The organism is Pseudomonas sp. F-14 TE3623, from assembly GCF_053629015.1.
Genome location: NZ_JBRJHM010000001.1, coordinates 4,069,573 through 4,090,415, shown reverse-complemented (window position 1 = coordinate 4,090,415; position 20,843 = coordinate 4,069,573). Strand labels below are relative to the sequence as shown.

Genomic DNA, 20,843 nt, shown 5'->3' with positions numbered 1-20,843 from the left:
AACTGGAACTCGCGCGTTAGGAGAAGTACATGCGCTATTCAGCCTTGACCCAACGAATCGCCGGTGACGGAGCGGCAGCCTGGAAGATTCACGATCGAGCGCTGGAATTGCGAGAGCAGGGCGTCGACGTGCTGTTGCTGTCGATCGGCGATCCGGATTTCGACACGCCGCTGCCCATCGTCCACGCCGCCATCGATAGCCTGTTGGCCGGCGACACCCATTACTCGGATGTACGCGGCACCCGCACACTGCGCAGCAGCATCGCCAGCCGTCATCAGCGGCGCAGCGGTCAGGAGGTGGATGCCGATCATGTGATCGTGCTGCCCGGTGCGCAGTGCGCGGTGTATTCGGTTGCCCAATGCCTGCTCGATCCTGGCGACGAAGTAATCGTCGCTGAACCGATGTACGTGACTTATGAAGGTGTGTTCGGCGCCTGCGGGGCCAGCGTGGTGCCGGTGGCGGTGTGTCCGGAAAACGGCTTTCGGGTCGAACCGGCAGATGTCGCGGCGCTGATCACCCCGAAAACCCGCGTCATCCTGCTCAACAGCCCGAACAATCCCTCCGGTGCCAGCCTGTCGTTAAAAAGCTGGAAGGCGTTGGCGGCGCTATGCGTGAAGCATGACCTTTGGCTGATCAGTGACGAGGTCTACAGCGACCTGTTGTATGAGGGAGAGCACATCAGCCCGGCCAGCCTGCCGGGCATGGCCGAGCGCACCGCGACGATCAACAGTTTATCCAAGTCCCATGCCATGACTGGCTGGCGGGTGGGCTGGATGATCGGCCCGAAACCGTTGGCTGAGCACTTGATGCATCTGTCGCTGTGCATGCTGTTCGGCCTTCCGGATTTCGTCCAGAACGCCGCGCAAGTAGCGCTCGATAAAGACTTGCCGGAAGTGGCGCTGATGCGCGAGGAATATCGCCAGCGTCGCGATCTGGTGTGCGCGAGGCTAAGCGGTTGCCCGGGCATCCGGCCGATCAAGCCCGATGGGGGGATGTTCGTGATGGTCGATGTGCGCCAGACCGGGCTCGGTGCGCAAGATTTTGCCGAGCGCTTGCTGGAAGACTATGGCGTGTCGGTGCTGGCCGGCGAAGCCTTCGGGCCGAGCGCGGCGGGGCATATTCGCATTGGCCTGGTGGTGGATCAGGGGAGGCTGGCGGATGCGTGCCGGCGGATTGCGTCGTGTGCGGCGGATTTGCTGCAGGTGCGGCGGGCCTGATGGATTTGTGTTGTTTGGGCTGGCCTCTTCGCGAGCAAGCCCGCTCCCACATTGGTTCTATGTCGGGTACAAAATCTATACCCGACGCAGATCAAATGTGGGAGCGGGCTTGCTCGCGAATGCTATCTGACAAACACCAAAATCCCTTAACCCTTCCAAGCCCGCCCATTCACCAGATTCGCCGGCCGCTGCCCAGCCAACGCTGCCAACAGATTCTCCACCGCACACCGGGCCATCGCCTCCCGCGTCTCATGCGTCGCCGACCCCATGTGCGGCGTCGCCACCACGTTGTTCAACTGCAACAACGGCGAATCATGTCCCAACGGCTCACGTTCGAAAACATCCAGCCCCGCAGCGCGAATCCGCTTCTGTTGCAATGCTTCGATCAACGCCGCTTCGTCCACCACCTTGCCCCGGGAAATGTTGATGAAGATCGTCTCGGGACGCATCAGGGCGAACTGTTCAGCACCAATCAACCCCTCGGTTTCAGCGGTCAGGGGTAACGTGAGGCAAACGAAATCGGCCTGCTGCAGCAATTCGCTCAAACTACGATATTGCGCGTTGAATCGCTGCTCCACCGCCGGTTTCGGCGAATGGCTGTGATACAGAACCGGCATGCCAAAACCGAAATGCCCACGTTGCGCCAAGGCTTCACCAATCCGCCCCATGCCAATAATGCCCAGCGTCTTGCCATGCACATCGCTGCCGAAATGCGCCGGGCCGATGTTGCGGTTCCACTGGCCGGCGCGAACCATATTGGCCAGTTCCACCACGCGCCGGGCGGTGGCGAGGATCAGTGCGAAACCGGTGTCGGCGGTGGTCTCGGTCAACACGTCGGGGGTGTTGCTGAGCAGGATTCGTCGCTCGGTCAGGTAGTCGATGTCGTAGTTGTCGACACCGACGGACACGCTGGCAATGGCTTCCAGATTCGGCGCCAGATCCAGTAACCCGGCGTCCAGTTTCAGACTGGCGCCGAGCAACCCTTGGGCGCGGGGCAGGGCCTGGCGCAGCTTTGCCAGGCCCTCGGCGTCGAGGTTGTCGATCAGCGTCACCTCGGTCTGCTCATGCAGGCGAGCCATCAGCAGCGGCGAGAGTTTCTTGTACAGCACAACCTGCTTTTTCATCGTCGTCATATCAACATCCATTCAGGAATGAGCCGCCACTGAGCGGGGCACAGCGGGCTTGGCCACCACCCGATCACTGGCACCGGGCTTGAGGAAAATCGTCAGCACCACCGACAGCAGCAAGGCGCCGCTCATCAGCAAATAAGATGCACCGGGCGATCCGGTAGAGCTGTTCAGGTAACCCACCAGATAAGAACCGCCAAACGAACCGAGTGCGCCCATGCTGTTGATCAACGCCATGGCGCCACCGGCGACGTTGGCCGGGAGGATTTCCGGGACGATGGCGAAAAATGGCCCATACGGGGCGTACATGCAGGCGCCGGCAATCACCAGCAGTGTGTAGGACCACCAGAAATGTTCCGCGCCCAAAACGTACGAGCCATAGAACGCAATCGAGGCGATCAACAGCGGTGGCCACACGAAGCGTTTGCGCTTTTGCAGTTTGTCCGAGCCCCAGGACACGAGCAGCATGGCGATCACTGCGGCCAGGTACGGCAACGACGACAGCCAACCGGCTTCGATCATGTCCATTTGCGCGCCGGCCTTGAGGATCGACGGCAGCCACAACACGAAACCGTAGACACCAATGCTCCAGCAGAAAAACTGCAACGCAAGGATGATCACTTTCGGCGAGCGGAAGGCTTCGGCGTAGTTTTTCACCGCTTTGATACCGACCTGTTCGGCGGCCAGGGCGCTTTCCAGATCCTGTTTTTCCTGGTCGCTCAGCCACTTGGCCTGAGCCGGACGATCATCGGCCAGACGCCACCAGATAAACGCCCACAGTACCGCCGGCAAGCCTTCGATGATGAACATCCAGCGCCAGCTGAAATGCTGGATCAGGTAGCCCGAGACCACCGACATCCAGAGCATGGTCACCGGGTTGCCGAGGATCAGGAAGGTGTTGGCGCGCGAGCGTTCGGCCCGGGTGAACCAGTGGCACAGGTACACCAGCATCGCCGGCATCACTGCGGCTTCGACCACCCCGAGCATGAAGCGAATCACGATCAGCCAGTAGGCGTTGGAAACGATCCCGGTCAAGGTCGCCAGACCGCCCCAGAGGATCAGGCTGACAAAAATCAGCTTCTTCACGCTGTGCTTCTGGGCGTAGATCGCGCCGGGGATCTGGAAGAAGAAATAACCGAGGAAGAACAGCGCGCCGAGCAGGGACGACAGCCCGGGGGTGATCATCAGGTCTGCGGCCATTCCGGAGGCGGCGGCAAATCCATAGTTGGCGCGGTCCAGATACGCCAGGCTGTAGGTGATGAACACGATGGGCATGATGTACCACCAGCGGCGGGTGGCCAGTGTTGCGGTTTTCATAGTGATGCTCCTGAGCTTGTTGTTTTTGTCGCAGCAGGTAACGGTTTTGAATCAGTTTTTTGCGGTGAATGTTATGGCCTCATCGCGAGCAGACTCGTTCCCACAGGGGATCTGTGTTTGAACCCGATCCAATATGGGAGCGAGCCTGCTCGCGATTGGCGGCGCCGAATTCGGCATACAGTTCGGCCCGATCAGGCAACCCCTCCATATCCCCACGGCTCTGCACCGCGCGGCTGCCGATCCAGTTGGCACGCTGCACGGCTTGGGCAACGCTGTGGTTTTCCAGCAGCGCGCTGATCAGGCCGACGGCAAACCCGTCACCGGCACCGACCGTATCGACCACCGTTTCCACGGGTACGCCGGCAACGAAACCTTCATCCAGATGGGTGCGGTAATACGCGCCGTGCGGCCCGAGTTTGATCGCCACAATGTCAGCGCCCTGGTCGAGGTAAAACGCGGCGATGTCAGCGGGGTCTTCGAAACCGGTGAGCAAACGCCCTTCGCTCAAACCCGGCAGCACCCAATGGGCGAGGGCGGCGAGGCGGTTGATCTCGGTGATCATCTGTTGCTCGCTGGCCCACAGACTCGGGCGCAGGTTTGGGTCGAACGACACGCTGCGCCCGGCATTACGCATGCGGGTCATCAGCTCGAAGGACATTTCCCGGGCCGAGGCAGACAGCGCCGGGGGAATGCCCGTGGCGTGCAAGTGCCGAGCCTTGAGCAATGGCGGGGCAATGGACTGCACCGACAAATGACTGGCTGCCGAGCCACGACGGTAATACTCGACAACCGGATCGCTGCCATCGTCAGTGCGGGACTTGAGTTGAAACCCGGTGGGGTGCGCCGGGTCGATGTCGACGTGGCTGCAATCCAGGTCTTGTTTTTCCAGCGTATCGATGACGAACCTGCCGAGCGAGTCCGCACCCACCCGGCTTAGCCAGGCGACGTTAAACCCCAACCGCGACAAGCCAATGGCGACATTGCTGTCGGCCCCGGCAATGCGTTTGTGGAACTGGCTGACGTCGGCCAGATCACCGCTCTGCTCGGCAACGAACATCGCCATGGTTTCACCGAACGACAGAATATCGATCTCAGACATGAGCAGTCTCCAGGCGGGATTGACCGAGGCGGGCGAGGGCGGCGACATGCTCGGTGGTCAATTGCACCAGGTCATCGCCTTGCAGCGGATACTCCGCCGCGCGCATCACGCCATGATCCATGTGCCGCAACAGTTGGCCCCACAGATGCAGGTCGCTGGCAGCCGGAGGCACCGCCACCAGTTTGCCGTCGGCCCGGCGTGCCACCGCTTTGCAGTGCACGTAAGCGACATGTCGACCGAGCAACCGCGCGGCGCTGGCAGCGGGCTGGTCCTGCCATTGCCAGTTACCAATGTCGAACGTCATTTTGATCGGCAGGTTGTGTTGCTCGACGTCGGCGAAGAAGCGCTGGAACGGTTCGATGCGGCCGCCGTGCAGCGTCTGGTCGTTCTCCACCAGCAGTTGCACTGGGCTCTGTTGCAACTGCAGCGCCAGTGTTTGCAGATCATTGTTGTCGGTGAAATAACCCAGAGAGACTTTCAGCCATTTGGCGCCGCATGCCTCGGCGCGCTTCAGGGTCGAGGCCAGTTCAGGATTGGGTGTCGAATGCCCGGCCAGCCACAATTCCATCGGTGAGGAATAGATGCTTTCCAGACCTTGGGATTGAGTGTCCTCGGCCAGTTGTTGCGGGCTTTCATGGGTCAGCAATTCTTCGCGCCATTCAATGCGCGTGGCACCGGCGGCGGCCAACACATCGATAAAACTGCCTTGGCCGCGTTGGCGTACAAGGTCCGCGCCGTAGCTGGACAGGCTGATGGAAACGGGTGGTTTGTTCATTGTTATTCACCTCTGAAACCGGTTTCATTTTTGGTCAAAAAAATATTGATGTTGAGTTGTGGGGTGTTCTTTAGGGCCTCTTCGCGGGAAAGCCTCGCTCCTACAGGGATCTATGGCGTTCACAAAACCTGTGGGAGCGGGCTTGCCCGCGAAGAGGCCCGAACATTCACCGAAGATTCCCCAAGGTCGACCCTCGAGCAATCAGCCGCGCCGAAAAATCCAACGTCCGCACCGGCCCGTCATCCCCACGCAGTCGCTTGAGCAAACATTCAAACGCACTCACGCCAATCTCCGCCGTCGGCTGGGCGAGGGCGGTGATCCCGCTACCCACCAGTGGATACCAATCCAGATCATCCAGGGCAATCAGCCCGACATCCTCAAACAGATTGCACTTCAACTCACGCAACGAATGAGTGCTGGCCAGCGCGGCGATACCGTTGGCACAGAACAATGCTTTCGGGCCAAGGCCGGGAGTTTGCACAAAGGTGTTCAAACGGGCGGTCAGATCGCCGCCCGTTTCAACCACCGCGCCCGAGAGCGCCGGACGCTGCTCGATCTGCGCCTTGAAACTGTTGACCCGCTCGATCCGTGAACTGGTGCCGTCATAAGGTTCGGTGACCATCAGCACATCGCGATAACCGCGCTCTTCAAGGTGGGCAACGGCCATCTCGACAGCGGCCGGATTATCCAGCCCCACCAGATCGCTATCGAGCTGATCGACCTTGCGATCCACCAGCACCATGGGCATTTCCTGATGCAGTTCGCGCAGCTCATCGCGGTGATGGCCGAGGGTGTTCACGATCAAGCCTTCGATGTTGTACGAGCGCAGCAACGCCAGGTGCTGACGTTCCTGCTCGTCATCGCGATCGGTGTTGCAAATCACCAGGCTGTAGCCGTGCTGACGGCAGGCGGTTTCCACCCCGTGCATCACGGCAATCGAATAAGGGTTACGGATATCGGCCACCAACATGCCGATCAGGCGCGTGCGCCCACGTTTCAGGCCGCGGGCCATCTGGTTCGGGCGATAACCCAACTCGCTGATCGCCTGCTCGATGCGCAAGGCAATGGCGTCGGAGAGCAGGGCGCGGTCATCGCCAATGAAGCGCGAGACACTGGCCTTGGAGACGCCTGCGTGTTCGGCGACGTCGAGCATGGTCACGCGGCTGCGTTGGGCGGCGGAGAAGTCGTTCACGGTGGTAGACCTTATTATTGGCTTCGTTACGGTTCTGTACATCAAGTTTCTGAAACCGGTTTCAGGGAACACCATCGATACCATTGCAGTCAACCGAATTGTGCTGAGTGAGAGGCCAGATACCTGATAATTTCCGACAGACGGTGGCTTTACCTGTCAGATCTGACAGTAGCCAACACCCGGATGCGGGCGCTTAATTTCTTGCACTAGAGGGCGATACAAGAAAGCGAGAAATTATTCATGTCAGCACCTGATGACCCACTTGCAGCAAGGAACGCCTCCGATGCGGGTGTACTACTTGACCCTCTTCGGGTACAGGGAGTCGATCCAGCGGATCCTGCCGGGACATTACCGGACGATGCGAAACAAAATGGCATTGTTTGCATCATTCTCCGCTGGCCAGCGTTCCCGACAGACGCGCGTATTGACCGAGTCGAAATCTTCATAGTCGGAAAATTCGATCCGATTGTGTGGCGCGACTATGGCGCTGCCGATGATGCAGCGGAGTTTCTCATTCCGATAGGGCCGACATTACTTCCGGATCTGCCTACGTTTGAAATCATGTACACGGTTCGTTCGGTTAACAATACGACGTCCCCACCACGACGCCTGACGTTCGCATTTGTTGCGCCACCAAAAGTTCTCAAAGAAGCGACTTTTCCCGATGCAAACCCTTGGGGCTATATCGTCTGCACTAAACATAACCCTCAGGATCCTGATTCTTTATATGTTTGGGAGGGGATACGCATCCTCATTCCGTTCGACGATCGTTTTCAACTGTTGGATGTTATCGAACTGGTCTGGCAGGGGTGGGACTCTTTAAACGGGTCAGGGACTGCTTTGACACCGGAAGTTACGTTCACCGGGACGGTAACAGATGTAACCAACAAACAACCGGTTTCGATCGTTATACGCCCGTTTATCCCTCATATCGAACCTATGCGTGACAAGGATTCTGCGACCGCAAGTTATTTGCTGTTGCGCAATGGGGTTCCGATCTTCAGCTCCTTTCAAGGGCTTGTGAAAATAGACAGGGTAATTCCGGGTAACAGTGGTTTTTGCTCGGATGCAAGTTGGATGAAGTAAGAGCATTGCTGTAACTGAAAAGCTACAACGACGGATGTTAGCGCTAAACGCTGTTGTCGATGATGTAAGGATTGATATTCAATATTTTCAGCGCAATGGAGAAAGCACATGACAATTTATCAAACTGAGACAGCGGGACAGGGAAGTGGAATACTGGTTGCTCCTACTCCTGAATTACCGGATGGTCGCGGCCCCGACTCCGATATTATTCCTTTGGCCGCAATTCCTGTGGGTGGCGATCTCACGCTCTTACTGGATACAAGCGTCTGGGCGACACCAAATAATGCTGATCAGGCGGCGTTGGAGTTCACACGAACCCAGCCATCCGCCACTCCACTCCCCTCAGAGTTCACAAGGCTTCCACGTGTTTTGCTCGGTGCCGTAGCGACCAGACCTCCTAAATTTCCGGTCACATTACCTGCCCAGCATCTGGGAGAGGATGCAACGCCAGATGGCCCGACACCGATTTGGGTGAGATGCATTCTTTTTGAGCGGGGTCTCAACCCGCTGACATCGCCTGTCATGCGGTTGTTCATTGACCGTACCGCGCCTTGGCAAGCGAAACCGGTGCAGACGGGCTCCAATCCCGGACAAACACCCGGCGCCAAAACTATTCCGCCGGCGACGTTTCCCAATGCCCCCGGCGACCTGGACGACACCTGGGCGAATCTCCCGGGAAGCTCAATGGGATTGAGGGTATTGATTGACACCACTTATCCCAATGCTCAACCAACAGACCGCTTGCGACTGTATGTGGCAAATCAACGAACCAATCCTCCTCAGGTAGAACCCTTCTACGATGACGTTATGCCTAGCGATGGTGAGGTAGTGATTCCGACTGCCGAACTGAGAAAGATAACCAGCGGTAGGGCTTTCATCTGGTTCATTATTACTGATGATGCAGGTAACGAAAGCGCGTGGGGAGTGTATTTCAAAAACACTCGTTTTCTGCCGCTACCCAAATTGGGTCCATTGGTCGTCCCGGCAAACACCGATGGTCTGATCGATCTGAAGGATGCCCGTGCAGCTGTAACGGTGGAAGTGGATCGGCCGGTTGACGCACTCAACGACGACGAGGTGAGTGTCAAGTGGGGAGCCCAGCCGGCGCAGGACTTACCGTTCGGCACCCTCACCAAGCTGATTTTCACCATTCCCTGGGCGGATCTGAGCAAACAGTATTTCGATAATCAGACCGGCACGGATTACGAGCAGGATGTTCTGGTCAGGGCTGACTTGATGCGTGCCAATGTATCTGTCAGCGATGTGGATACAACCGTAAACACGGATTTCTCAACGAACCCTCCCTATATCGTCGATCCACTCATCCCGCCTCCTGAGGTCAATCCCGAATTCAAGGAATTGATTGTGCGGGGACAGGAACCTGTCACGGATAACGTGCTAGGCCCACACGACGTCAATGAAACGGCTACGGCACACATCGATGTTTCGCCCGCAAGTGGTGGTACATTCCCAGACCCGGAACCGGGTGACCTGTTAACCCTGATGTACCTTGGCGATCAGGGCGAAGTGGTCGTAAGTTCAACGCCGTTGAACGATTCAAATATCAATACAATCATTCCAGTTGATTTGCCTTATAGCGTTGTCGGTCCAGGCGGTCTGGGGTTAAAAAAAGCATGGTGGGTATATGAAAATCCCGGTCGTAACAACACTCGAGCGGCGATCAAGACGTCTGTGACAGTCAACACCGTAGTCATCAAACTTGATCCACCGGAGTTCGTACGGCCACCCGCAGATGGCACTGCCCCTGAGTTCATTATTTGCGACAGTTTGACGGGTACGGAGCATGTGGCGAGATTCCGGATTCCGCCCAATACCCACTTCGTCGTGGATATGGATATCACCTTCAACTGGCGGGGATTCCGCACGGATGATTATGTAACGCCGGCGCCGGCTGATACTGAGTTCACCGAAACCCGGAAAATTACCCTCGCCGAACTGACGGACGGGATGATTTTCGATGTGGGTGATTATGACCCCGTTATCCGCAATGTACCTGTGCCTCCGGATAATCCTGCGGATCCAGCCGAGTTTTATGCCGGATATGTGAGAGTCTGGTATTCGACACCGACTGTTCCCACATCAGGTGTAACTGAAATGACCGTTTACTTGCTCAATGCCGACCACAAATACTGTGAGTCGGAACCGGGTTGGGACCCCGCGCCATCGCCATAACCATCGCTTAAGTGTGTAGAACTGCGTTCGCCGGGAGAGTTTACCTCTCCCGGCAGTGCTATCGCTGTCTGTCGTCAAAAACACAGAATGTATTTCGTGTGCAAGGGATAAATCCCCCTCATAAAAGGAATAGTCCTACATAGAAGGTTCGAAGTTGTAGGTACTCTCCGACGCCGCCAACGACGGACGTCTGATGGAGCATCTCTTTGAACCGTCTCTCCTTCCGTCCCGACAAAACTCAGAGAGTAGTGATCATGAAGTTTGAAAAGATACTGGGACTGACAGTTATGAAATTTACAGGTGTGCTCTCTTATGCAATGGTCATAATGGCCATTTCAGAGTCCGCCTATTCGCGAAATCTTTTGCCGGGAGAGGTGGAAACCGTTTCCAGTGGTGCAACGCCAGAAGCGTGGTTTATCCCGGCAACGGCAACCCTTAATATTAACGGTGCCGGCGCGCTGAATATCGAGGTCGGTGGTGGAACACTCAACGGCGACACCGCTGCCACATCACAGATAGATGCATCTTCAGGTGCCCGTATCAATCTGGCCCGGTCCGAGGTGACCAGCACGGGTTTTGATACCGCACTCGCATTGACTGACAGCTCGGCCACTGTCACAGGCAGTACGTTGACCAGTCAAGGCAGGGCAATGTCCTTGGCTCGGGATCTGCTGATACCGGTGGGATCAACAGCAACCGTGTCCAGCAGCACTTTACTCGGCGGCATATCCGGTGCCGCGGTTACATCGCTCAGCACTCTGAACCTGGTCGATACTCGGGTGGAAGGGACGGATTCGGATGGCATTGGTCTGGAACTGTTCGGCGGCCATGCCAATGTCAGCGCAGACAGCCAGATCATCGGCGGGCTCAATGGCGTCATGTTCGGGGACGACACTGTACTGAACCCCGGCGATGTGACGGGGCAGAGCCGGTTGACGGTGGATGGATCAACCGTGCAAGGAGGTACTGGCGCTGCGATCAGTGTCAATTTCGCTACTCCGGCCGGCCAGCCGGTCTTGATCGAAGTAAACAACGGTTCCAGCGTGATCGGAGGCAACGGCAATATCCTGGAGGTGATCGATGGCGCCGCTGCGCGGTTCCAGGTCGACAACAGCAAGCTGTCTGGCAACATTGAAGTCGCTGTGGGTGGAGACGCCAGCGTACTGTTGCGAAACGCAGCGAGCCTTGACGGCAATCTGATCAACGTTGAATCGGTTACGCTCGATACCCGCAGCTCCCTGACCGGCAACATTGAAGGTTCCGGAGCCGGCGTGGTGACACTGGATAATAAAGCGGTCTTCCATGGCGCCGTCACCGGTGTCAGCAACATGTCGATCAGCCGTGGTGCAGAGTGGAACATGGTGGGTAGCAATGCTCTCACCAGTCTTGACATGCAGGGCGGCAGCGTACGCTTTGGGACGAATCAGCAGTTCACTCGCCTGGACATTGCCAACCTGTCAGGCAATGGTCAGTTCTTCATGGACACGGACGTTGCCACCGCAGAGACTGATTTTTTGAATGTCACACAATCCGCATCCGGCCAGCATGAACTGGTGGTGGCTGCTACCGCCAGCAAACCGGTCAGTGGCGCGCCGGTCAAAGTGGCCAACATCGCCGCAGGGGATGCGCAGTTTTCCTTGAGAAATGGCCAGGTGGATGTCGGTGCTTTAGCCTACAAGCTGGTGAAAGAAGGCGAAGGGCTGTTCCTGCAACCTGATGCGACGAGTCCGAGCACGGGGTCGAAAACAGCCATGGCAATTGCCGGTACTGCTCCGACAGTGATTTATTCTGAAATGACTACCCTCAATACTCGTCTCGGGGATCGCCGCATGGCCGGTACCCAACCTCGGGCGCGATCCGCCGCGGCTCTGGATTCGGATACTCAAGGTTCGACATCCGGTGTCTGGATACGTACTTACGGGAATCAGTACAACGTTAAAAACGCATATGGTGACGGTTATAAACAAAATCAGACGGGTGTCTCCGTGGGGGTGGACACGGCACTGCCTGTGGGTGACGGCCAATGGCTGATCGGTGCTTTTGGTGGTTACAGCACCACTCGCCTGAATCTGGCGCGTGGCAGCGCTGGCACGATCGACAGCGTTTATCTGGGTACTTACCTGACCTGGTATGACGAAGAGAGCGGGTATTACGTTGATACCGTCGCCAAGGTCAACCGCTTCAATAACGACGTTAAAGTCACATTGAGTGATGACACTCGTACAAAGGGTAACTTCGACAATGTGGGCGTGAGCGGATCTGTCGAGGTCGGCAAGCACATCGTTTTGAACAAAGGCTATTTCATCGCGCCTTCTGCACAACTCGGTGTGGCGGCTGTGGAAGGTAAAACGTACCGTCTGGACAATGGATTGCATGTGGACAGCGATGAGACCCGCTCTTTACTCGGCAAGGTCGGTATGACCGTTGGCCGTGAATTGGTTCTAGACAACGGCAGCAAGCTTCAACCGCGACTGCATGCCGCCGTCAGCCATGAGTTCGTCAACAGTAATCGTGTGAGTGTGGATGACACTGACTTCAACAATGATTTGTCCAGCACCAGCCTGGAGTTGACCGGCGGACTGAACTGGATACCCGCAAACAATAAATGGCAGGTGTATGCCGAGGTCGGAACCAGTCGTGGCACTAAAGTTGACCAGGAACTGGGGGGGAGCGTGGGGTTGAGTTTTAATTTCTAAGTAGAGTGACTGCGTAAAAAAGGAAGCTTGAACGCTTCCTTTTTTATTACGTGCTGTAGGAGATTTATTTTCGGCGCTGGCTCAGATTGACGTTGACAAGAAATTCTCCTTTGATCGGAAACAGACTGTTGCCATCTGGCCCGCCATGATCAAACAAAGCGCTCCACATCGCGGTCAGGGTTTGTTCGATTTCATCATATTGAAACGTGATGCTACCGCTCTCGGCTACGTGTAAATCACCGTTCACAGGATTTGAGTTGTAGGTCACTCTGATATCTTCTATATCCTTGGATATTGAAAAGGTTCCCGTTCCAGGTCTTGCGAAAAAAACAAACTCGATCGTTTGGGTCATGCCATTTTCAGTGTGTCCAGCTCTTAACCAGTAATGCTGGCCATCGGGGAAATCCTTCAGCTCGATTGAAGGGATAGAGGTAGAGCGAAACTCCTTGAATGGGGGGATTTTGACGTGTTTGAAATTTGGATTGGAATCGCCATTGATGGTGGCGGACAAGTATGCTTGTGCTGAAAGAGTTGTCGCGTAGGCCCGGGCTGCGAAGCTCATGAGTTTATCTCCATACATAATGGTTAGAGGCATCCAAAGACTGAGCAGTCCTAATCCTGGATGTTGTATGGAAGCTTAAATATGACGCAGCTGTAAACTGCCAGAGTTGGCAGTTTACAGCTGCGGAATTTTGTGAGTTTTTAACCCTGCGTGACGTTCTTGTCTGGCACTTGACCCTACAAGACCGTAAGTAGCGTCAGATGTAAAGATTAATCAGTTATAACGCCTGAGCAGCGAGACACAAGCAACAGAACACCGATGAGTTGGTAGAACTCTTTCTGTCGCTTGCAGGGGGGCGTCGATCAGGTCATGGCCTTCGTCGTACAGGCTTTTGGTGAACCCGTTGATCAGGATCGTGTTCTTCGCCGACAGACCGATGATGGTAATCAGTTAAGGCTGCGGCATGTCAGGTCGAAAGTTTATACGGGAAGGGCAAAACCGTCACCCTGAGGCTGACGGTTTATTGAGGCGGTGGGCATCAGGATTTGGGGACGTTGTCTTTAATACTGAACTCACCGTTTACCAGAATCTCCTTCCCGTCCTCGTTAAAATACGCAATCAACGTACCTTCGGCATGGCCTGTTCCGGGCAGCGATTTGAACAAGAGGCTGCCCCTGATGGCTCGAAAGAACCCGCCGTGGTGTGGCCTGAAGTAAGTGACCCAAACGTCATTGTTGTCCTTTAACTGGTGCTCTTTCCCCTCCACGTTTGTTTTGATAAATAGCGCAATATGGGATTGGGTCGGTGGGATGGCATCGTCGATGCTCATGCGGCCGACGATCTCCCAGTAACCGACTGGATCAAAGGGGATCTCTTTATATTCAATGCTCACTACGTCGGCATTGAAGGGTCCCCACTCCTGGCTGGCGGCCTGGAACGTTCCGCTACCGGTGAGCGTGCCATTGTACTTGACGCCGTCGGTGATCCCCGTCAGATCGAACTCACCGGCACTGACCTCGATCGCTGGGGAGCCAGCTCTGGACTCGAACTGAAAGTCACCTTCCATTTGGGCCGTTTTCCAGTTGTAACTCATTCTGAGTTGGCCGGACGCTGACCCCCATTGGCTTCCGCCTTCAGGCGAAAATTGTTCGTAGTTTGCCCGGGCTTGAGTATCTGGATCCGGATTCATCACTAATGACAAGTCAAACTTCGATCCATCATCGGGAATGCTGGCGGGTAAATACATCGAAATGTATCGCCAATTACCATCGGGCAGGTCCATACGTGCCTTGACATAAAACCGCTCAGGGTACTTCACGATGGCGAAGTCACTCGATCCTTCGAAATGTTCGTCGAAGTAGTCAATGCTGGCCGACAGGGTGCCGGTTGTCTGGTGGGAGGTTTTGTTGTCCATCACTCTGTGCTCCTTGGCCCTTGAGCCGTCTGGTAATCCACTGAAACCAGTGGAAACCATAGCGTATGAGCTATGAGCAACCAGCGTAACTGTCAGAGTTGATAGGTGTGACTGCTGCTTTGAAGCTTGCATAAAATCAGTTTCAGCCAAATAACCCCGCTGCGATGTTGATCGAAAACCCCAAAATCGCCGTATTGAACACAAACCCGATCAACGACTGCGCCAGTACGATCTTGCGCAGATCCCGCGTTGCCACTCCGACGTCGGCCGTCTGCACCGCCACACCGATGGTGAACGAGAAATACAGGAAGTCCCAATAATTGGGGGTTTTCAGATCTTCGGCAAAACGCAGCGCCGGTTCCTTGCCGTTCCAGGTGTAATACAGCCGGGCATAGTGCACGCTGAAAATCACCCCGATCAGCAGCCATGAACCGATTACGGTCAGCGCGGTGAAACCGTAGCGCAGCAGTTTGCGGGTGGTTTCCAGGTCTCTGCTGCCGGCGAGTTCGAAAGTGATGGTGCCCAGGCTGGCCAGTGCCGCGATGCACACCAGCAGCAACACCAGACCGGCGTTTTCGTCCTCGACCTCGGCAATGCGTTTGACGTCCGGGGCCTTGGCCCGCATGGTGAGCCAGAGCATCAGCACCAGATAGGTCCAGACGCCGGCGTTCCAGCCGATGAGGATTTTGCCGAGGATCGAATCGGCCGGAGCCAGAATGCCTACCGCGACGCCGAGTGTGGCAGCGGCGGACAGGCGAGGGTGGGTGCGGGCGAGTAGGGGCATGGGAACTCGATGGGCCAGGGTGTGCAAACACCTTAGCCCAGCGTTGTCCGTTGTGACCACAAAGCTGAATCCAATGGGATCAAATGTGGGAGCGGGCTTGCTCGCGAAGGCGGCGTGTCAGTCAACATCAATGTTGAATGTGACGGCCCTTTCGCGAGCAAGCCCGCTCCCACAGGTGATTGGTGTTGTTGGTTAGATGTTCTTGCGTTTGCGCACCAGCTTCATCACCACCACAAAGAACACCGGTACGAACACCACTGCCAGGGTCGCGGTGATCATCCCGCCGATCACGCCGGTGCCGATGGCTTGCTGGCTCGCGGAGCTGGCGCCGGTGGCAATTGCCAGCGGTACCACGCCGAGGATGAATGCCAGCGAGGTCATCACGATGGGGCGAAGACGCAGACGTGCGGCCTGCAATGTGGCGTCGATCAGGTCATGGCCTTCGTCGTACAGGCTTTTGGCGAATTCGATGATCAGGATCGCGTTTTTCGCCGAGAGACCGATGATGGTGATCAGCCCGACCTTGAAGAACACATCGTTGGGCATCCCGCGCAAAGTCACCGCCAACACTGCACCGAGTACCCCCAGCGGCACCACCAGCAGCACCGAGGTCGGAATCGACCAACTCTCGTACAGCGCCGCCAGGCACAGGAACACGATCAGCAGCGACAGCCCGAGCAGAATCGGTGCCTGGCTGCCGGACAAGCGTTCCTGCAACGACAACCCGGTCCATTCTTGGCCCAATCCGGCCGGGCCTTGCGCCACCAGCCGCTCGATTTCCGCCATGGCTTCGCCGGTGCTGTAACCCGCTGCCGGTTCGCCGGAAATACTGATAGCCGGGTAACCATTGTAACGGGTCAACTGCGCCGGACCCTGGGTCCAGTTGGCCCGGACGAAGGCCGACAACGGCACCATTTTCCCTGCGTCGTTGCGCACGTGAATCTTCAACAGATCGTCGACCTGACTGCGTCGATCACCTTCAGCCTGAACCACCACCCGTTGCATCCTTCCCTGATTGGGGAAGTCGTTGATGTAGGCCGACCCGACCGCCGTGGACAATACGTTGCCAATGTCGGCAAACGAAATGCCCAAGGCATTGGCTTGCTTGCGGTCGACTTCCAGTTGCACCTGCGGCGCTTCGGCCAAGGCGCTTTCGCGTACGTTCATCAACACCGGGCTGTTCTCGGCGGCGGCCAGCAATTGGCTGCGTGCCTGCATCAGCGTGGCATGACCGAGGCCGCCACGGTCTTGCAGGCGGAACTCGAAACCACTGGAAGTGCCGAGGCCATCGACCGGCGGCGGCAATACCGCAAAGGCCATGGCGTCCTTGATCTGACTTAGTGCGATGTTGGCGCGGTCGGCAATCGAACTCGCCGAATCGTCGCTGCCGCGATCCGACCAATCCTTGAGCGTGGTGAACGCCAGCGCGGCGTTCTGCCCGCTGCCGGAGAAGCTGAAGCCGAGAATCACCGTGCTGTCGCCAACGCCCGGTTCAGTGGCGTTGTGCGCTTCGATCTGCTCGACCACCTGCACCGTGCGATTCTTGCTCGCGCCCGGTGGCAGTTGAATGTCGGTAATGGTGTAACCCTGGTCTTCCACCGGCAGAAACGAGGAGGGCAGACGACTGAAGCACAGCCCCAGACCGATCAGCAGCACGCCGTAGATCAACAGGTAACGACCGGTGCGTTTCAGCGCGTAGGCGACCCAGCCCTGATAGCGCTCGGTCAGTTGTTCGAAGCGTCGGTTGAACCAGCCAAAGAAGCCGCCCTTGGCGTGATGCTCGCCCTTGGCAATCGGCTTGAGCAGTGTCGCGCACAGCGCCGGGGTCAAGGTCAGGGCGAGGAACGCCGAGAACAGAATCGACGTGGCCATCGACAGTGAGAACTGCCGGTAAATCACCCCGACCGAGCCCTGCATGAACGCCATCGGAATGAACACCGCCACCAGCACCAGGGTGATGCCGATGATCGCCCCGGTAATCTGCTTCATCGCCTTGCGCGTCGCGTCCTTGGGTGACAGGCCCTCGGTGGCCATGATCCGCTCGACGTTCTCCACCACCACAATCGCGTCGTCCACCAGAATGCCGATGGCCAACACCATGCCGAACATGGTCAGCACGTTGATCGAGAAACCCAGCGCGAGCATCGTCGCGAAAGTGCCCATCAGGGCCACCGGCACCACCAGCGTCGGAATCAGCGTGTAGCGAATGTTCTGCAGGAACAGGAACATCACCGCAAATACCAGCACCATCGCCTCGACGAGGGTGTAGACCACTTTGGTGATCGAGACTTTGACGAAGGGCGAGGTGTCGTACGGAATCTTGTATTCGACGCCGGCCGGGAAGTAGCGCGCCAGTTCATCCATCTTCGCCCGCACCAGGGTCGCGGTGCTCAGGGCATTGGCGCCCGGCGACAGTTGCACGCTGACGGCGGTCGACGGTTTACCGTTCAGGCGGGTGGAGAATTGATATTCCTGGCTGCCGATCTCGACCCGCGCCACATCGCCGATGCGCACCGTGGAGCCGTCAGGGTTGGCCTTGAGGACGATGTCGGCGAACTCTTCAGGCGTCGACAATTGACCTTTGACCAGAATGGTCGCGGTGATTTCCTGTGTGGTGCGAGTCGGTAGGTCGCCGATGCTGCCCGCGGAAACCTGAGCATTTTGCGCAACGATGGCAGCGTTGACATCGGCCGGGGTCAGGTTGAAGCCAATCAGTTTCTGCGGATCGATCCAGATCCGCATCGCCCGTTCGGCACCGTACAACTGGGCCTTGCCGACGCCGTCCAGACGCTTGATCTCGTTCATCACGTTGCGCGCGAGGTAATCGCTGAGCGCCACGTCGTCGAGCTTGCCGTCACTGGAGGTGAGAGTGATCAACAGCAGGAAACCGGCGGAGACTTTCTCCACCTGCAAGCCCTGTTGAGTCACCGCTTGCGGCAAGCGCGACTCGACAACCTTTAGACGGTTTTGCACATCGACCTGCGCCATTTCCGGGTCGGTGCCCGGCTGGAACGTCGCGGTGATGGTGGCGCTGCCGAGGCTGCTCTGGGATTCGAAATACAGCAGATGATCGGCGCCGTTGAGCTCTTCCTCGATCAGGCTGACCACGCTTTCGTCCACGGTCTGCGCCGAAGCGCCCGGGTAGGTGGCATAGATTTCGACTTTCGGCGGCGCAACGTTCGGGTACTGCGCCACCGGCAACTGCACAATCGCCAATGCACCGGCGAGCAGGATGAACAAGGCGATCACCCAAGCGAACACCGGGCGGTCGATAAAGAACTGCGGCATAAAAAAGCGTCCTGCTTACTGGCCAGAAACCTGGGCAAGTGGAAGAGGGGTGTCATCTATCTGGACTTTTTCACCGGGGCGCGCATGTTGCAGGCCTTCAGTGACGATGCGGTCGCCGGGCTTGAGACCGTGGGTGACGATCCAGCGATCGTTCTGCACCGTGCCCAGTTCGACCGGTTGCTGGCCAACCCGCTGCTCGGCGTCGAGCAGCAGCACTTGGGCGATACCGGCGCTGTCACGCTGGATGGCCCGTTGCGGCACGCTGATGCCTTGCTGATTGAACGCTTGCTCCAGACGCACACGAACGAAGCTGCCCGGCAGCAAGTCGAGGTCCGGGTTGGGGAACTCGCTGCGCAGAATGATCTGACCAGTGCCCGGGTCGACGGTGATGTCGGTGAACAGCAATTTGCCCGGCAATGGATAGAGGCTGCCGTCGTCCTGAATCAACGTGGCTTTGGCCTGACCTTGGCCCACTTCCTTTAACTGGCCGGAACGGAACGCGCGACGCAGGTCGTTGAGTTCACGGGTCGATTGCGTCAGGTCCGCGTGGATCGGGTTCAACTGCTGAATCAGTGCCAGCGGCGTGGTTTCGTTCTGCCCAACCAGCGCGCCTTCGGTCACCAGCGCTCGGCCGATGCGCCCGGAAATCGGTGCGGTGACAGTGGCGTAACCCAGGTTCAGTTTCGCCCGCTCCACGGCGGCTTTGTTGGCGGCGACATCGGCGGCGGTCTGCCGGGCACTGGCGCGAGCATTGTCGTAATCCTGGCCGCTGATGGCGTTGCCTTCGATCAACTGGGCATAGCGCTGCTCTTGCAGTCTGGCCTGGAACGCATTGGCCTCGGCTTTGCGCAATGCGGCTTCGGCGCTGTCCAGGTCTGCCTTGAACGGCGCCGGGTCGATACGGAACAGAACGTCGCCTTTTTTTACATCGCTGCCTTCACGGAAGGCCTGCTGCAGCACCACGCCGGCCACACGGGCGCGCACTTCGGCGATGCGTGGCGCGACAATCCGCCCGCTCAGTTCGCTGCTGATCGACAGCGGCCGGGCCTGGATAGTTTCGATCCGCACGGTGGCCAGCGGCGCCTGTTCTTCGGCGGTCGAGGACTGGTCACAGGCGCTCAGCGTCAACGCCAGTGCAATCAGGCTGAGCCGGGCAAGCAGATTCTTTGACATGTAAATACCCCAATAATGACCTCCCGTATCCTACGGGGGGCCGGCGAGGCAAGCGGTGAAGCTTTGTAGGCGCTGTGTGAAATTGTGTAAGGGTTTTGCTCGCGCGAGCGTGAGGGCGTATATCCTTGGCGGCTTGATTCCTTTGCGCCTGTCATGCCGCCTTCGCGAGCAAGCCCGCTCCTACACTGGATCTGTGTCGCACTGAAGATCAAATGGGAGCGGGCTTGCTCGCGAAGAGGCCCTGACAGGCGCCACTGCACTTTCTGGAAACACCCCATGCCCAACATCCTCCTGGTCGAAGACGACACTGCGCTCTCCGAACTGATTGCCAGCTACCTGGAACGCAACGGCTATTGCGTCAGCGTGATCAGCCGTGGCGATCATGTGCGCGAACGGGCGCGGGTCAATCCTCCGGACTTGGTGATTCTTGATCTGATGCTGCCGGGGCTCGATGGGTTGCAGGTCTGCCGCTTGCTGCGAGCCGATTCGGCAACTTTGCCGATCCTGATGCTCACCGCCCGCGACGACAGCCACGATCAGGTGCTGGGCCTGGAGATGGGCGCCGACGACTACGTCACCAAACCCTGCGAACCACGCGTGTTGCTGGCCCGGGTGCGGACCTTGCTGCGCCGCAGTAGCCTCAGTGAACCGATGACCGCCAACGATCGCATTCTCATGGGCAATCTGTGCATCGACCTGTCCGAACGCACCGTGACCTGGCGTGAGCAACTGGTCGAGCTGTCCAGCGGCGAATACAACCTCCTGGTGGTGCTGGCCCGGCATGCCGGCGAAGTGCTGAGCCGCGATCAGATTCTGCAACGCTTGCGCGGTATCGAATTCAACGGCACCGACCGCTCGGTGGACGTGGCCATTTCCAAGCTGCGGCGCAAGTTCGACGACCACGCCGGCGAGGCGCGCAAGATCAAAACCGTGTGGGGCAAGGGTTACTTGTTCAGCCGCTCCGAGTGGGAATGCTGAGT

At 57.7% G+C, this 20,843-nt stretch carries 15 protein-coding genes; 5 read left to right on the top strand and 10 right to left on the bottom strand.

Annotation, left to right across the window (positions count from 1 at the left end; translation table 11 throughout):
* Window positions 1-29 precede the first annotated feature (29 nt).
* Window positions 30-1,217 carry a pyridoxal phosphate-dependent aminotransferase gene (locus AB7M29_RS18955; RefSeq protein ID WP_454247540.1) on the top strand — a complete coding sequence of 396 codons (1,188 nt, stop codon included), beginning with the start codon at window positions 30-32 and terminating at the stop codon, window positions 1,215-1,217.
* Between the two features lie 146 nt (window positions 1,218-1,363).
* Here the strand turns inward: AB7M29_RS18955 and AB7M29_RS18950 are convergent, their stop codons facing one another.
* From AB7M29_RS18950 to AB7M29_RS18930, 5 genes are all read right to left on the bottom strand, one after another.
* A complete protein-coding gene (locus AB7M29_RS18950; protein ID WP_217856478.1) occupies window positions 1,364-2,341 on the bottom strand; it encodes a 2-hydroxyacid dehydrogenase in 978 nt (325 codons plus the stop codon).
* Window positions 2,342-2,362: 21 nt separating this feature from the next.
* On the bottom strand, window positions 2,363-3,661 hold the full coding sequence (locus AB7M29_RS18945) for an MFS transporter (protein WP_454247539.1): 1,299 nt from the start codon (window positions 3,659-3,661) through the stop codon (window positions 2,363-2,365).
* Window positions 3,662-3,740: 79 nt separating this feature from the next.
* Window positions 3,741-4,760: a sugar kinase gene (locus tag AB7M29_RS18940; RefSeq protein WP_454247538.1), complete on the bottom strand. Its 1,020-nt coding sequence runs from the start codon at window positions 4,758-4,760 to the stop codon at window positions 3,741-3,743.
* The gene (locus AB7M29_RS18935) at window positions 4,753-5,535 is read right to left on the bottom strand and encodes a sugar phosphate isomerase/epimerase family protein (protein WP_454247537.1); all 783 of its coding nucleotides are present in this window, start codon (window positions 5,533-5,535) and stop codon (window positions 4,753-4,755) included. Before AB7M29_RS18935 ends, AB7M29_RS18940 begins: the two co-directional genes overlap by 8 nt.
* Before the next feature lie 166 nt (window positions 5,536-5,701).
* Window positions 5,702-6,727 carry a LacI family DNA-binding transcriptional regulator gene (locus tag AB7M29_RS18930; protein WP_454247536.1) on the bottom strand — a complete coding sequence of 342 codons (1,026 nt, stop codon included), beginning with the start codon at window positions 6,725-6,727 and terminating at the stop codon, window positions 5,702-5,704.
* 240 nt (window positions 6,728-6,967) lie between these two features.
* Here AB7M29_RS18930 and AB7M29_RS18925 point away from each other — a divergent pair, with 240 nt between their 5' ends.
* From AB7M29_RS18925 to AB7M29_RS18915, 3 genes are all read left to right on the top strand, one after another.
* Window positions 6,968-7,813: a hypothetical protein gene (locus AB7M29_RS18925; protein WP_454247535.1), complete on the top strand. Its 846-nt coding sequence runs from the start codon at window positions 6,968-6,970 to the stop codon at window positions 7,811-7,813.
* 108 nt (window positions 7,814-7,921) lie between these two features.
* Window positions 7,922-10,006, top strand: a complete 2,085-nt coding sequence (locus tag AB7M29_RS18920; protein ID WP_454247534.1) for a hypothetical protein — start codon at window positions 7,922-7,924, stop codon at window positions 10,004-10,006.
* A gap of 206 nt (window positions 10,007-10,212) precedes the next feature.
* Window positions 10,213-12,702 carry an autotransporter outer membrane beta-barrel domain-containing protein gene (locus AB7M29_RS18915; protein WP_454247533.1) on the top strand — a complete coding sequence of 830 codons (2,490 nt, stop codon included), beginning with the start codon at window positions 10,213-10,215 and terminating at the stop codon, window positions 12,700-12,702.
* A 64-nt stretch (window positions 12,703-12,766) separates the two neighbouring features.
* Here AB7M29_RS18915 and AB7M29_RS18910 read toward each other — a convergent pair whose 3' ends face one another.
* The 5 genes from AB7M29_RS18910 to AB7M29_RS18890 form a co-directional block, all read right to left on the bottom strand.
* Window positions 12,767-13,264 (bottom strand): hypothetical protein, encoded by a 498-nt coding sequence (locus AB7M29_RS18910; RefSeq protein ID WP_052964677.1) that lies wholly within the window; start codon window positions 13,262-13,264, stop codon window positions 12,767-12,769.
* 478 nt (window positions 13,265-13,742) lie between these two features.
* Complete coding sequence (locus tag AB7M29_RS18905) at window positions 13,743-14,618, bottom strand: hypothetical protein (protein ID WP_454247532.1); 876 nt, start codon at window positions 14,616-14,618, stop codon at window positions 13,743-13,745.
* A gap of 142 nt (window positions 14,619-14,760) precedes the next feature.
* On the bottom strand, window positions 14,761-15,402 hold the full coding sequence (locus tag AB7M29_RS18900; protein WP_052964679.1) for a DUF1345 domain-containing protein: 642 nt from the start codon (window positions 15,400-15,402) through the stop codon (window positions 14,761-14,763).
* Window positions 15,403-15,594: 192 nt separating this feature from the next.
* The gene (locus tag AB7M29_RS18895) at window positions 15,595-18,690 is read right to left on the bottom strand and encodes a multidrug efflux RND transporter permease subunit (RefSeq protein WP_454247531.1); all 3,096 of its coding nucleotides are present in this window, start codon (window positions 18,688-18,690) and stop codon (window positions 15,595-15,597) included.
* 15 nt (window positions 18,691-18,705) lie between these two features.
* Window positions 18,706-19,863: an efflux RND transporter periplasmic adaptor subunit gene (locus AB7M29_RS18890; RefSeq protein ID WP_454247530.1), complete on the bottom strand. Its 1,158-nt coding sequence runs from the start codon at window positions 19,861-19,863 to the stop codon at window positions 18,706-18,708.
* Between the two features lie 276 nt (window positions 19,864-20,139).
* On the opposite strand from AB7M29_RS18890, the gene AB7M29_RS18885 reads away from it, so the two are divergent.
* Window positions 20,140-20,841: a response regulator transcription factor gene (locus AB7M29_RS18885; RefSeq protein WP_008012908.1), complete on the top strand. Its 702-nt coding sequence runs from the start codon at window positions 20,140-20,142 to the stop codon at window positions 20,839-20,841.
* The last annotated feature ends 2 nt before the right edge of the window (window positions 20,842-20,843 follow it).

Bases quoted from the DNA above. Each gene is read 5' to 3' on its own strand.
- AB7M29_RS18955 (WP_454247540.1), top strand. From the start codon at position 30: ATGCGCTATTCAGCCTTGACCCAACGAATCGCCGGTGACGGAGCGGCA.
- AB7M29_RS18950 (WP_217856478.1), bottom strand. From the start codon at position 2,341: ATGAAAAAGCAGGTTGTGCTGTACAAGAAACTCTCGCCGCTGCTGATG.
- AB7M29_RS18945 (WP_454247539.1), bottom strand. From the start codon at position 3,661: ATGAAAACCGCAACACTGGCCACCCGCCGCTGGTGGTACATCATGCCC.
- AB7M29_RS18940 (WP_454247538.1), bottom strand. From the start codon at position 4,760: ATGTCTGAGATCGATATTCTGTCGTTCGGTGAAACCATGGCGATGTTC.
- AB7M29_RS18935 (WP_454247537.1), bottom strand. From the start codon at position 5,535: ATGAACAAACCACCCGTTTCCATCAGCCTGTCCAGCTACGGCGCGGAC.
- AB7M29_RS18925 (WP_454247535.1), top strand. From the start codon at position 6,968: ATGTCAGCACCTGATGACCCACTTGCAGCAAGGAACGCCTCCGATGCG.
- AB7M29_RS18920 (WP_454247534.1), top strand. From the start codon at position 7,922: ATGACAATTTATCAAACTGAGACAGCGGGACAGGGAAGTGGAATACTG.
- AB7M29_RS18910 (WP_052964677.1), bottom strand. From the start codon at position 13,264: ATGAGCTTCGCAGCCCGGGCCTACGCGACAACTCTTTCAGCACAAGCA.
- AB7M29_RS18905 (WP_454247532.1), bottom strand. From the start codon at position 14,618: ATGGACAACAAAACCTCCCACCAGACAACCGGCACCCTGTCGGCCAGC.
- AB7M29_RS18900 (WP_052964679.1), bottom strand. From the start codon at position 15,402: ATGCCCCTACTCGCCCGCACCCACCCTCGCCTGTCCGCCGCTGCCACA.
- AB7M29_RS18895 (WP_454247531.1), bottom strand. From the start codon at position 18,690: ATGCCGCAGTTCTTTATCGACCGCCCGGTGTTCGCTTGGGTGATCGCC.
- AB7M29_RS18890 (WP_454247530.1), bottom strand. From the start codon at position 19,863: ATGTCAAAGAATCTGCTTGCCCGGCTCAGCCTGATTGCACTGGCGTTG.
- AB7M29_RS18885 (WP_008012908.1), top strand. From the start codon at position 20,140: ATGCCCAACATCCTCCTGGTCGAAGACGACACTGCGCTCTCCGAACTG.